We start from the raw sequence: 13,479 nt of genomic DNA on the forward strand, positions 1-13,479 counted from the left end.
CTGCCATTTTACCGAACTTGTCAAATAGGTACATAGCAATTTGTAATCATTTTGCAGATTCTGTCAAACTCTTTGCGCAAAGTGATAAAAATCGCAAATTGTGAATTTACTCAAAATTTAAAAAGTGGAATATTCACAAAAACTATACACTGATGCATCTTTCAACTAATTTGAGCACAAATCATAATAGAAATTTCATAAATTTCTGCTAGTATTCCTGCCGAAAGATTCTTTCTTCATAAAATACAGATATAAATTTAAAGGCGCTCAAATGCTACAGCTTTCAGACCTAAAAATTGCCATTATTGGTTTAGGCTATGTCGGGTTACCCCTAGCGGTAGAATTTGGCAAGCAGCTGCCTGTTGTGGGTTTTGATATTCAGCAAAAACGCATACAAGAATTACAAAGTGGGCAAGATCATACCTTAGAGGTCTCGCCTGAAGAATTAAAACAATCTACTCATTTAACCTATACTGCAAATTTAGAAGATTTAAAAGACTGCAATTTCTTTATTGTGACGGTACCAACCCCGATTGATGAATATAAGCAGCCGGACCTGACACCATTGGTCAAAGCCTCGCAGAGTATTGGTAAAGTGCTAAAAGACGGCGACATTGTTGTTTATGAGTCAACGGTTTATCCGGGAGCCACAGAAGAAGTCTGCATTCCTGAACTGGAAAAAGTTTCAGGCTTGAAATTCAACCAGGATTTCTTTGCCGGTTATAGTCCAGAGCGCATTAATCCGGGTGACAAATTGCACCGCGTGACCAATATTCTCAAAATCACTTCAGGTTCTACGCCTGAAGTCGCTGATTTTGTTGATCAGGTCTATAACCTGATTATTGAAGCCGGCACCCATAAAGCCACCAGCATTAAAGTTGCTGAAGCGGCAAAGGTGATTGAAAATACCCAGCGAGATGTCAATATTGCGCTGATTAATGAGCTGGCCTTGATCTTCAATAAACTGGGGATTGATACCGAAGCGGTGCTTGAGGCTGCAGGCACGAAATGGAATTTCCTGCCGTTCCGTCCGGGTCTGGTTGGCGGGCACTGTATCGGGGTGGATCCGTACTATCTCACCCATAAAGCGCAAGCGATTGGTTATCACCCTGAAATTATTTTGGCCGGCCGCCGTCTGAATGATGGTATGGGCGCCTATGTGGTGACTCAGCTGGTGAAAGGCATGCTGAAAAAACGCATTCAGGTGGAAGATGCCAAGGTGCTGATTTTAGGCTTAAGTTTTAAGGAAAACTGTCCCGATATCCGTAACACCCGCATTATTGATATCGTCAATGAACTGAAAGAATATCACGTGAATGTGGATGTTTATGACCCATGGGTAGATTGTGCCGAAGCCGAGCATGAATATGGGATTCAGCCTGTTTCGACATTAACAGACCACAGCTATGACGCCATCATTTTGGCGGTGGCACATCATCAGTTTAAAGAGATGGGCGTAGAGAAAATTCGTGCCTTGGGCAAAGCAGAATATGTTTTATATGATTTGAAATATGTACTTGCACAGTCTGAATCTGATCTTCGTTTATAATTGATAAGGATATTATAAAGATGAGCCAATATCAGACAGTATGCGAGCAATTAAAGCAAAGCCCTAAAATCTGGCTAGTGACGGGGGTTGCCGGTTTTATTGGCTCCAATCTGTTAGAAACACTGTTGAAACTCGATCAAACGGTTGTTGGTCTGGATAACTTCGCTACCGGTCATCAACATAACTTAGATGAAGTGCAGTCATTGGTCAGTGCGGCGCAATGGGCGAAATTCACCTTTTATGAAGGCGATATCCGCAATCTGGAAGATTGCCAAAAAGCCTGTGCCGGTGTGGATTATGTCTTGCATGAAGCAGCTCTAGGCTCAGTACCACGTTCGATTGCTGACCCGATCACTACCAATGCCACCAATATCAGCGGTTTCCTGAACATGCTGACTGCGGCGCGTGATGCCAAAGTCTCCAGCTTTACCTATGCAGCCAGCAGCTCAACCTATGGTGACCATCCAGCATTGCCGAAAGTGGAAGAAAACATTGGCAAGCCTTTGTCGCCTTATGCCGTGACCAAATATGTCAATGAGCTCTATGCCGATGTTTTTGCTAAAACTTATGGCTTTAAAGCGGTTGGTTTGCGCTACTTTAATGTCTTTGGTCAGCGTCAGGATCCGAACGGAGCCTATGCGGCGGTGATTCCGAAATGGACCGCAGCCATGATTGCCGGTGACGATGTATTCATTAATGGTGATGGCGAAACCAGCCGTGATTTCTGCTTTATCGATAACACGGTGCAAGCCAATATTCTGGCAGCGACCACAGCCGATGATGCCGCAAAAAATCAGGTCTATAACGTCGCAGTCGGTGACCGTACCACCTTGAATGATTTGTATCGTGCGATTCAGGCTGCACTGGTTGAAAATGGCGTGAACTATACGAAAGATGCGGTGTACCGTGACTTCCGTGCTGGAGATGTACGTCACTCCCAAGCCAGCATTGCCAAAATTGAGAAAGCCCTGGGTTATGCACCTGAGTTTCGAATTAATGCCGGTATTCAGCTGGCCATGCGCTGGTACGTTAAAAATCTGACATGATTGCACGTATTTTTGCCAAATATCAGTCGATTGGCTTAATCACGTCGAGTTTATTAGTAGGTGCGATAATCACATTTATCGCACTTCCTTTTTTAACGCGCCTTTATTCGGTGCAGGATTTTGGTGAATATGGTATTGCCTTGGCTGTGGTCAGCGTTTTATCGACCATTGCCAATTTGCGTCTCGATCAAGCCTTATTGGTCGCGGAAGAGCAGGACAAAAAAAGCCTGATCTTTGAAGGAATGATGTTCTCCACAGGTATTGTGGCGGTCAGTGCCATCATCTTAAGTTTTATTTTTAATGCGGCTGTGGTGGTTGCCATTTGTAGCGGTGTGTTGGCCAATACCCTGATTCAAACTATCTATAATTATAAATTTGCCGCGCATGCAGAATATTTCTGTGCCGGACTGAATATTTTGCGTAGCCTGATTGTGGTGCTGGTACAGCTGGGTTTGCCCTTGTTGATGAGCATCAGCCTGGTCAACAGTTACAGTGCCAGTTCGCTGCTGATGCTGCTGTTTATATTGATTTATATTGTAAAAAATCAGCTTTATCAGGTCAGTTGGCAGGCATTTAAGCACTATCAGGATTTTATTTATTCCAATACGCCACATGCCTTGCTGAACAGCTTTTCGCATAACTTGCCTTATTATGTGGTCTCGCATTTTGTCGGTGTGCAGGCGATGGGCTTCTATGCCATTGTGGAGCGGACTTTGCGGGTGCCGATTAATTTAATGTCGCAAACCATTCGCCAGTTCTTTATCCGCAAATTTAAACATCTGGAAAATAGTCAGGAAGCCCTGAAAAGCAGTGTACTGTTGAGTCTGCTGTCTCTGCCGCTGTTTGCCGTGTTTTTTGTGCTGCCAGAATCCCTGTATCTATGGGTATTTGGCAAAGACTGGGTCGGCATCTCTACCTATTTCCAGATTTTGGCCTTGGGCTATTGGGCCATTTTTTGTAATCCGCCCAGTTCGGCCTTCCTGATTGCACAGCGTAGTAGCCATGTGCTGTTTAGATTGCAGATTATTGAGTTATTGATTAAATTCGTTTTATTTTTCGGCCTGTATCTACTGGTAGAAGATAAAATCTATATGCTGCTTGCCGTGCCGGTTGCCCTGATTTTTTATAACTTTGCCATTTTATTCTCTGTGTGGAGTAGCAAAAAGTGATGTTTTTTAAAACCTTAAAATACATGAATTGGTTTGCTTCACAGTGCCGTAAAGTGATGTACAACATGGCATTTGGCACCAAATTTCGCTATTTCGGCAAAGCCTGCACGGTGGATATTAGTGGAAAAGTCAAGCTCGGCAACAATGTCTATATTGGCGATCATGTCAGCCTGATCGTTGAACATGGCGCAGTGCTTGAAATTGCCGATAACAGTTTTATTGGTGAAAATTGCTATATCAAATGCTTCGGTGGCAAGGTGGTGATTGGCAAAGATGTTAGCATTAATTCCAAGTCCTATATTAATGGCTGTGGCGGTGTCACGATTGGCGATAACACTCGGATTGGCACGCAAAGTATTATGATTGCCAGTAATCATAAGTTCGGTGAGCCTGATCTTTTGGTTAAAGATGCGATTACCAAACTCGGTGTCAGCCTCGGTGAAAATATTTGGCTCGGTGCACGCGTGACGGTTTTAGATGGTGTCACCATTCCAAGCAACAGCGTGATTGGCGCGTGTAGTTTAGTGTCTAAACCACTGGATGATGCTGGGGTTTATGTCGGCAGTCCCGTCAAGAAAATCAAATCGCTTTAAATACAAGTTTCGGGTGACTTTGACACGCATATCCTAAAGCGGATTTTCAGCGTAAAATAATCAGCGATTTTTCCTCCTTTTGAACCTGACAAAGGTCATGTATATGGCATTGATTGTTTCTGCTTTTCGACAGCTGTTTGATTTGGCTTATTTTATGGCGAAAGGCAGTGTGGCCTATGCACGTAAAAAGGGGGTGAAGGTTGGTGAAAACTGCCGAGTTTATATTAAAAACTGGGGCTCAGAACCCTTCTTGGTCTCGCTTGGTGATCATGTCACGGTGACCTCAGGGGTGAAGTTTATTACCCATGATGGCAGTACCTGTCTGGTCAAAGATGCGCAAGGGAAGCGCTATCAACGCTTTGCCCCGATTCAGGTCGGCTCGCATGTGTTTATTGGGGTGAACAGCATTATTATGCCGGGCGTGAGTATTGGTTCCAATGTGGTGATTGGTGCAGGTTCGGTGGTGACCAAAGATATTCCAGATCATTCTGTGGCGATTGGTGTGCCGGCTAAAGTAGTGTCGAGCTTTGCTGATTATCAAGCCAAAATTCAAAGCACTTGCGCGAGTGACAGTGAACTCGTTGGCATTATTGATTACCGCGCACGCGTTGAACGTGCCATGGTGATTCAAGCCTCAAAACTCTCAGATTAATACGTTCCCATTTCATGTTATTTAGGTCTGATTATGTTGAATAAAGTCATGTTCTTTTTGCCAAGCTTGGGCGGTGGTGGTGCAGAACGTACAGTCATTCAACTAGCGAATAGTTTGGCCGAACAAGGACTTAAGATTCATTTGGGTGTATGTGACCTAAATGGTGAAAAAGCCAAGCTGTTACCCGAAGTGAGTTCAAAAATTGAATTGGTCAATTTTAATTGCGGTCGGGTGATGAATAGCATTACGCCCTTGAAAAAAAAAATGAAAGCTGAGCAATATGACTGCTTAGTGGCAACGCAAACCCATACCAATATTGTCGCAGGCATTGCCAAAAAGTTAGCAGGCGTCAAAACACGTTTGATCTTCCGTGAAGTGTCTACGCCGTCTAAAAATATGAAGTTGCAGGGGATTGCCAAGTTTGTGCTAAAAACTTTGGTGAATTGGACGTACCCGATGGCACAGCAAGTGGTATGTGTGTCTAAAGGCGTCGAAACGGATTTTCGAGAATATTACAGTTATAAACAGAATAATCTGAGCACTATTTATAATCCTGTACTCGATGATGCCTATTTTGAAAAACTCAACGCCCCAGTCTCGCACAAATTTTTCAATGAGACCAACAAGGTCATTTTGGCGGTTGGTCGTTTAACTGAGGCCAAGAACTTTGGCTTTTTGATTCGTTCATTTAAAGCCTTACATGATCAGTATGTAGATACACGTTTGATTATTTTAGGCGAGGGTGAATTACGTACCGAGTTTGAAGCCTTGGTGAATGAATTGGGTTTAAAAGATGCGGTCGATTTACCCGGTTTTGATGCCAATCCTTATGCCTATTTTAAATATGCCTCACTGTTTGTACTCAGTTCGAATTGGGAAGGTTTGCCAGGTGTACTGATTCAAGCCTTAGCATCCAAAGTGAAAGTGGTCAGTACCGATTGCCCAAGTGGCCCGATGGAAATTTTAGACCATGCCAAGTTTGGTTTATTGGTTAAATGCAATGATCAAACAGGTTTAACCCAAGCGATGCATCAGGCGATTTTTGCCGACTATGTACATTACTCAGATGCCGATTTTGGCACGCATATTCAGCAGTTCCATAAACAAACCGTGCTGAAACAGTATATGCACATGATGGAGTCTGCATCATGAGTAAACCTTTAATGGTGCATGTGATTACCAACTTTGCAGGGGTGGGTGGTGCTGAAATGATGTTGGCACGCTTGATTCAATATACGGAAGATCATTATCAGCATGTCATTATTGCTTTGATGAAAACATCGGAGGTGTATCAAAGCACGCTTGATCGTTGCCAGTCATATTATGCGCTCAGTTGGAATGGCATAAATACACTTGGAATCATCAAAAAACTGCGTGGACTACTCAAACAACTACAACCTAAAACCGTGCAATGTTGGATGTACCATGCCAATGCGTTGACGAGTTTAAGTGTCATCGGTTTAGCCCACAAACCGAATGTCGTGTGGGGCATTCATCACTCGCTTGCATCACCGAAAGATGAATCGATCAGCACCAAAATTGCACTCGGTTTAAGTCAAATTTTATCGAAACAGCCAAGTGCCATTATTTACTGTGCGCATTCATCGAAACAGCAACATACTGGTTTTGGTTTTAAAAATGCTCAACAGCATGTGATTGCAAATGGCGTATTTCTTGATAAATTTCAGCCGAATTTACAGCTCAATCAGCCAACGGTGATTGGGTTTGCTGGTAATTATCGACATGCCAAAGGTTATCCGTATTTGTTTGAAACTATGGGCTTGCTCAAAGATGAAAACATCATCTTTAAAATTGCGGGTGGTGGGGCAAGTTTAGACAATCCAGATGTTAAAGCCTTATTTGAGCAGTATCAGTTAGATGCTCAAAAAGTTTATCTCTTAGATCAAATCTCGGATATGCCTGCCTTTTATCAATCGATTGATGCATTCCTGATGACCTCAATTACTGAAGGTTTCCCGAATGTGTTGGTCGAAGCGATGGCATCGGGTTTGCCGTGTATCAGTACCGATGTCGGTGATGCCAAATACATTGTGCAGGATTTAGGAACCATTGTTCCGCCACGTAATGCCCAAGCCTTGGCAGATGCAATTTTAAAATATGCACAAAAAACAGATGCAGAAAAACAAGCCTTAAAACAAGCAACGCGTGAACGTGTTGAACAGAATTTCAGTATTGCGACCGTTAGCCGTCAATATATGCAGGTGTGGAGCCAACAGGCATGAAATTTTTAATGATCAGTAGTTTTTTGCCGTCGGTGCTGAACTTTCGTGGCAAATTATTGGAAGCGATTTCTGCCAAAGGCTATGAGATTCATATCATGGCACCTGAGTTTGCAAGCTTTCCTGAAGAACAGCAAAAACTGCAAGCACTTGGCTATCATTTGCATGAAATTCCCATGCAACGTACTGGCACCAATCCACTTGCAGATTTAAAACTACTGAAAAATCTGTATCAGCAAATTCGTCGCATTCAACCGGATTATGTGTTGTCCTATACCATTAAACCGGTGATTTACGGAACACTCGCATCATGGCTTGCCAAAGTCCCACATCGTTTTGCGTTGATTACCGGTTTGGGTTATGCCTTTCAAAATGTGGGATCTGGCAAGCGTAGTCTGTTTCAAAAAATGGTACATGGTTTATATGCCCAAGCCTTAAAACATAGTGACAAAGTCTTTTTCCAAAATCCGGATGACTTAAAGTTATTCCAAGATATGCATTTGCTTGAAGCCAATAAACCGACTGTGGTGGTGAATGGTTCAGGCGTGAATGTACAAGACTTTGATGTGATGCCCTTACCGAAAAATGCACAAGGACAGGTCAAAGCATCTTTCTTGCTGATTGCACGCCTGCTCGGTGATAAAGGTGTACGTGAATATGCGGAATCGGCACGCATCATCAAAGCGCAATATCCTGAAGCAGAATTTCATTTGGTCGGTTGGATTGACGATAATCCATCTGCGATTACCCAAGCTGAACTTGATCAATGGATGGCTGATGGTCGTCTCAAATATTGGGGTAAACTCAGTGATGTCCGTCCTGCCATTGCACAAAGTTCGGTCTATGTATTGCCATCTTATCGTGAAGGTACGCCACGTACCGTACTAGAAGCCATGGCAATGGGACGTGCGGTGATTACCACTGATGCGCCGGGTTGTCGTGAAACCGTATCGCATGGTGTAAACGGCTATTTGGTCGAAGTAAAATCAGTCGATGATTTGGTGAAAAGCATGCAATATTTTATTGAAGATCCAAAACTTATCGAGTTGATGGGGCAACGCTCCCGTGAGATGGCTTTAAATAAATATGATGTGCATCAGGTGAATAAACATATGCTTGGTGAAATGGGAGTCATCGATATCAATTTAGAGTCTGGCGCATGTTGATTAAATACATCAAAAGCGATTTATATCGTTATACGGGAAAAGTCAGTTTTAAATTGTTTGTTAAAAACTATCTATTTAATCGTGGCTTTAATTTTTCATTTTGGTTACGTATTGCCAGTTCAAAAACGTTTTTAGCAAAACTTGCTTATCCCATTTATTATTATAAAAGAAAGCAATATGGGATCGATATTCATACCACGACTAAAATTGGCTATGGCTTATATATTGGACATGGTGGACCTTTAGTCATTAATCCCACAACAGAGCTTGGGCATAACGTCAATTTATCTCAATTCACAACGATTGGCGCCAATGGTGGTCGTCGTGCAGCCAAAATTGGTAATAATGTTTATATTGGACCTCATGTCTGTATCGTGGAATCAATTACGATTGGTGATAATTCAACGATTGGCGCGGGTAGTGTGGTGACGAAAGATATTCCTGAAAATGCTACGGCTGTAGGAAATTATGCCAAAGTCATTCACATGAATAATGCAGGTCAATCTGTAAATAGACGTTGGACAGATCTTGACTAAGGGGCAGAGGAATTCAATGTTAAAACGTATTATTGATATCACCATTGCTTCCACGGCTTTAATTCTGTTGTCACCCGTGTATTTGATCGTGGCACATAAGGTGAAAAAGAATTTAGGTTCACCGGTGCTATTTCGTCAGGTGCGTCCGGGTTTACATGGCAAGCCATTTGAAATGATCAAGTTCCGCACCATGAAAGATGCTCTGGATGCTGAGGGCAACCCATTACCCGACAGCGAACGCCTCACCCCATTTGGCAAAATGCTTCGTGCCACCAGTCTTGATGAAATGCCTGAACTGTGGAACGTGATTAAAGGCGATATGAGCATCGTTGGTCCACGACCACTGCTGATGGAATATTTACCTTTATATAATAGCGAGCAAGCCAAACGCCATAACGTGCGTCCGGGCATCACGGGTTATGCACAAGTGAATGGTCGCAATGCCATTTCATGGGAAAAGAAATTCGAACTCGATACATGGTATGTGGAAAATCAATCGCTATGGCTTGATTTTAAAATCATGCTGAAAACCATAAAAAAAGTGATTGCCAAAGACGATATCAGCGCTGAAGGCGAGGCGACCATGAGTAAATTTACCGGCACACCGGAACAAAAAAAATGACAATACTTTATGCAATTTATGGGGCATCAGGTTGTGGGCGCAGTCTCATGCCGATTGCCCGTCAGCAATTGGCGCGTGAACAAGATCCATCTGAAATTGTCTTTATCGATGATGCCTTAACAGAAATCGGTTCGGTGAATGGTCATCGTGCTATGAATTATCAAGCATTTTTAAATGAATCAGCATCAAGAAAATACGTGCAAATTGCGATTGCCAATAGTCGGGTACGTGAAAAAATCGCCCAGCGTTTAGAAACCGATGGTATTGGGCTTTGGTCGATCTCAGCCGATAACGTGATTTTTATGGATGAGGTTCAAATCGCGGAAGGTTCAGCCTTAAGCCCATTTGTCACCATCACCTCCAATATTAAAATCGGCAAATGCTTCCATGCCAATTTATACAGCTATGTCGAGCATGATTGTGTGATTGGGGATTTCGTTACCTTTGCGCCAGGCGTAAAATGTAACGGTAATATTCATATTCATGACCATGCCTATATTGGCGCAGGGGCCATGATTAAGCAAGGCACCCCCGATCAGCCTTTGGTGATTGGTAAAGGCGCGATTGTCGGTATGGGCGCCGTAGTCACCAAAAGTGTCCCTGCGGGCGCAACAGTGGTGGGTAATCCTGCACGGATTGTCACCACTTCACAGCAATAAGTTTTAGGAAAATTCCATGTTAAACAGTGCATTTGAGCCTTGGCCAAGCTTTACCCAAGCAGAAGCCGATGCGGTGTCAAAAGTCCTTTTGTCTAATAAAGTGAATTATTGGACAGGTCAGGAATGCCGTGAATTTGAAAAGGAATTTGCACAGTTTGCAGGAACGAAACACGCCGTTGCCGTAGCCAATGGCACCGTGGCACTCGATTTAGCCCTAAAAGCCCTCGGCATCGGTGCAGGGAATGATGTGATTGTCACTTCACGTACCTTCTTGGCTTCAGCAAGCTCAATTGTCACAGCAGGTGCCAATCCAATCTTTGCTGATGTCGAACTGGATTCACAAAACATCTCACGTCGTACTATTGAAGCGGTGCTTACACCGAATACCAAAGCGATTATTTGTGTGCATTTGGCGGGTTGGATGTGTGATATGGATCCAATCATGCAATTGGCAGAGGAAAAAGGCATCTTCGTGATTGAGGATTGTGCCCAAGCGCATGGTGCAATGTATAAAGGCAAATCTGCAGGTTCAATCGGTCATATTGGCGCGTGGTCTTTCTGCCAAGACAAGATTATGACCACTGGCGGTGAAGGTGGTATGGTCACCACCAATGATGAACATCTTTGGAAAACAATGTGGTCTTACAAAGACCATGGTAAAAACTTTGATAGCGTCTATAACAAACAACATCCACCGGGTTTCCGTTGGTTACACGACTCATTTGGTACCAATTGGCGCATGATGGAAATGCAAGCGGTGATTGGCCGTTTGCAACTGAAACAAATGCCTGAATGGACCGCAAAACGTAATGCCCATATGGCACGGATCCAGGCGATGTTTGCAAACAGTCCGTATTTTACTGTTCCTAAACCATCAGCTGATTATGTGCATGCCGCATATAAATGTTATGTACAAGTCAAGGTTGATGCGCTACCTGAAGGCTGGTCACGTGACCGCATCATGGCAGAAATCAATGAGCTAGGTGTGCCATGCCTGAGTGGTTCATGTTCAGAAGTGTATTTGGAAAAAGCCTTTGATGATACACCGTGGCGTCCAGTTGAGCGTTTAGCCAATGCAAAAGCTTTAGGTGAAAGCAGTTTGATGTTCCTTGTACATCCAACTTTGTCTGAGCAAAGCATTCAAAAAACCGTGGATGTGATTCAAAGCACCATTGTTAAGATTCAAGCTTAAAACAGCGTATAATCACGCCGTGCTATTTCAGCAGATCTAACAGAGCCTCAATGAAAGATTTTATTCGATCAATTGCATCTTTACCGCGTCGCCAAAAACAAGTAGTTTTGGTGACCATGGATCTGTGTATGCTTCCACTCATGATGTGGTTAGCATATGCCATCCGTTTGGCACGTCCAAATGTTACGGTGATGCAGGGGCTTGAGGCTTGGTACATTTACGTTGCGATTTTTGGCGTACTCGTTTTTGCGTTGCTTGGCATTTACCGCGCGATTGTGCGTTCATTTAACGAAGATTATTTACTACGTATTTCAATTGGCACATTTATCCAAATTGTGGCGTTATATACCATTAAAAAATTAGATGTTGCCTTTATTCCAATGAGTATTCCACTCATGTATGGCTTTATGCTGTTTTCATACATGTGGTGGAGCCGGGCGGTGATTCGTTACGCAACACTTAAAACCTTTGCTAAAAAACAAACCCGTAAACGTGTGGCAATCTATGGTGCAGGACTTGCAGGTCAACAAATCGCGGCAGCTTTAAATCGCTCGGATGATTATTTACCTGTGTGTTTTATTGATGATAAAAAATCGCTTCGTGGTCAGTCTTTAAGTGGTTTAAAAATTTATTCACCGAAAAAAGCCCAGCGTAAACTTGGAAAATTTGGCATTGAGGAAGTGCTACTTGCAATGCCGTCAGTTGGTCGTGCTCGTAAAAAGGAAATTATTGAATCGTTTGATGCAACCCAAGTTAAAATCATGGAATTACCGGGTGTAACCCAATTGGTCGATGGTAAAGTCAAAGTCTCTGATATCCGTGAAGTAGATATTATTGATTTGCTGGGTCGTGATCCTGTTCCACCTAAACCTGAACTACTCGAAAAAAATATCAAACATAAAGTGGTCATGGTGACTGGGGCAGGGGGGTCGATTGGCTCAGAACTCTGTCGTCAGATTGTGAAGCATCAGCCGAAAATGCTCATATTATTTGAGATGTCTGAATTCGCATTGTATTCAATCGATCGAGAGTTGCAGGCTTCAGGTACCCGAATTGTGCCTATTTTAGGTTCTGTTACAAATCAACAAAAATTAGAACGTATTATTTCTGAATATCATATTCAGACAGTTTATCATGCTGCGGCATATAAGCATGTGCCATTGGTTGAAGCGAATCCTTTTGAAGGAATTTATAATACCTCGATTGGTACACAGCGCAGTGTCGATGCTGCTGTAGCTCAAGGTGTGAAAACCTTTGTGCTGATTTCAACCGATAAAGCCGTGCGTCCAACCAATGTTATGGGGGCATCTAAACGTATGGCAGAGTTGTATTGCCAAGGTTTAGCTTCAACCAATCCAAAAACGCAAATTAGTATTGTACGTTTTGGTAATGTGTTGGGTTCATCGGGTTCAGTTGTACCACTGTTTAAGAAGCAAATTGCACAAGGTGGTCCTGTGACGGTGACTCATCCTGAGGTCACTCGCTACTTTATGACCATTCCTGAAGCTGCACAGCTCGTGATTCAAGCAGGTGCAATGGGGGTGGGCGGAGATATATTTTTATTAGATATGGGTGAATCAGTAAAGATTGTTGACCTAGCTCGACAAATGATTCGTCTTAGTGGTTTCCGTCCGATTGATGAAAATGGGATAGGGGATATCGAGATTCAGTTTACAGGGCTTCGTCCAGGTGAAAAGTTGTATGAAGAGCTACTAATTGATGAGGATGGTGTTGAAAAAACGGAGCATGAAAGAGTTTTAAAAGCTTTTGAAAATTCTTTTAATTACACTGAAGTATTAAACTTTTTTGTTGAATTGAAAGAAATGAATGCCTCGGCTACAGATAGTTTTAGATTAAAGAGAATCTTGCAGCATTATGTTGAGGGTTATGTTTCATCATAATTTTAATAGTATTTGCTTGGATAACTACAAGCTTAAAATATTTTTAAGAATTATTTGGATTATAAACAGGTATTCATTCAAGAGCAGTTTTGGTATAGTTATTTTTCATTTTTGAGCTGTAAATTTTGAATATTAGTTTAAGATTAATTATAGG

The 13,479-nt window shown here is 42.7% G+C and carries 13 protein-coding genes; all 13 read left to right on the forward strand.

Features of this window, described 5'->3' with window-relative positions:
• Positions 1 to 271: 271 nt before the first annotated feature.
• The gene (gene tviB / locus ACNS8M_RS00230; protein WP_419224963.1) at positions 272 to 1,549 is read left to right on the forward strand and encodes a Vi polysaccharide biosynthesis UDP-N-acetylglucosamine C-6 dehydrogenase TviB; all 1,278 of its coding nucleotides are present in this window, start codon (positions 272 to 274) and stop codon (positions 1,547 to 1,549) included.
• A gap of 20 nt (positions 1,550 to 1,569) precedes the next feature.
• Positions 1,570 to 2,595 carry an NAD-dependent epimerase/dehydratase family protein gene (locus ACNS8M_RS00235; protein WP_180111978.1) on the forward strand — a complete coding sequence of 342 codons (1,026 nt, stop codon included), beginning with the start codon at positions 1,570 to 1,572 and terminating at the stop codon, positions 2,593 to 2,595.
• Positions 2,592 to 3,764, forward strand: coding sequence for a lipopolysaccharide biosynthesis protein (locus tag ACNS8M_RS00240; RefSeq protein WP_419224964.1), 1,173 nt, complete (start codon positions 2,592 to 2,594; stop codon positions 3,762 to 3,764). Before ACNS8M_RS00235 ends, ACNS8M_RS00240 begins: the two co-directional genes overlap by 4 nt.
• A complete protein-coding gene (locus ACNS8M_RS00245; RefSeq protein WP_419225312.1) occupies positions 3,764 to 4,357 on the forward strand; it encodes an acyltransferase in 594 nt (197 codons plus the stop codon). Before ACNS8M_RS00240 ends, ACNS8M_RS00245 begins: the two co-directional genes overlap by 1 nt.
• Positions 4,358 to 4,460: 103 nt before the next feature.
• On the forward strand, positions 4,461 to 5,009 hold the full coding sequence (locus tag ACNS8M_RS00250; RefSeq protein ID WP_419224965.1) for an acyltransferase: 549 nt from the start codon (positions 4,461 to 4,463) through the stop codon (positions 5,007 to 5,009).
• Positions 5,010 to 5,042: 33 nt separating this feature from the next.
• On the forward strand, positions 5,043 to 6,161 hold the full coding sequence (locus tag ACNS8M_RS00255; protein WP_179988865.1) for a glycosyltransferase: 1,119 nt from the start codon (positions 5,043 to 5,045) through the stop codon (positions 6,159 to 6,161).
• On the forward strand, positions 6,158 to 7,252 hold the full coding sequence (locus ACNS8M_RS00260; RefSeq protein WP_419224966.1) for a glycosyltransferase: 1,095 nt from the start codon (positions 6,158 to 6,160) through the stop codon (positions 7,250 to 7,252). Before ACNS8M_RS00255 ends, ACNS8M_RS00260 begins: the two co-directional genes overlap by 4 nt.
• The gene (locus tag ACNS8M_RS00265; RefSeq protein ID WP_419224967.1) at positions 7,249 to 8,415 is read left to right on the forward strand and encodes a glycosyltransferase family 4 protein; all 1,167 of its coding nucleotides are present in this window, start codon (positions 7,249 to 7,251) and stop codon (positions 8,413 to 8,415) included. Before ACNS8M_RS00260 ends, ACNS8M_RS00265 begins: the two co-directional genes overlap by 4 nt.
• Entirely contained in the window at positions 8,409 to 8,951 is a 543-nt protein-coding gene (locus tag ACNS8M_RS00270; protein WP_419224969.1) for a serine O-acetyltransferase, read from the forward strand. The genes ACNS8M_RS00265 and ACNS8M_RS00270 overlap by 7 nt, the downstream gene beginning before the upstream one ends.
• Positions 8,952 to 8,967: 16 nt before the next feature.
• The gene (locus ACNS8M_RS00275; protein ID WP_419224970.1) at positions 8,968 to 9,573 is read left to right on the forward strand and encodes a sugar transferase; all 606 of its coding nucleotides are present in this window, start codon (positions 8,968 to 8,970) and stop codon (positions 9,571 to 9,573) included.
• Entirely contained in the window at positions 9,570 to 10,232 is a 663-nt protein-coding gene (locus ACNS8M_RS00280; protein WP_419224971.1) for an acetyltransferase, read from the forward strand. The genes ACNS8M_RS00275 and ACNS8M_RS00280 overlap by 4 nt, the downstream gene beginning before the upstream one ends.
• Positions 10,233 to 10,248: 16 nt before the next feature.
• Positions 10,249 to 11,424 (forward strand): DegT/DnrJ/EryC1/StrS family aminotransferase, encoded by a 1,176-nt coding sequence (locus ACNS8M_RS00285; protein ID WP_419224972.1) that lies wholly within the window; start codon positions 10,249 to 10,251, stop codon positions 11,422 to 11,424.
• Between the two features lie 50 nt (positions 11,425 to 11,474).
• Positions 11,475 to 13,325 (forward strand): polysaccharide biosynthesis protein, encoded by a 1,851-nt coding sequence (locus tag ACNS8M_RS00290; RefSeq protein WP_419224973.1) that lies wholly within the window; start codon positions 11,475 to 11,477, stop codon positions 13,323 to 13,325.
• The last annotated feature ends 154 nt before the right edge of the window (positions 13,326 to 13,479 follow it).

This window comes from Acinetobacter sp. A2, from assembly GCF_048537555.1.
GTDB lineage: Bacteria > Pseudomonadota > Gammaproteobacteria > Pseudomonadales > Moraxellaceae > Acinetobacter.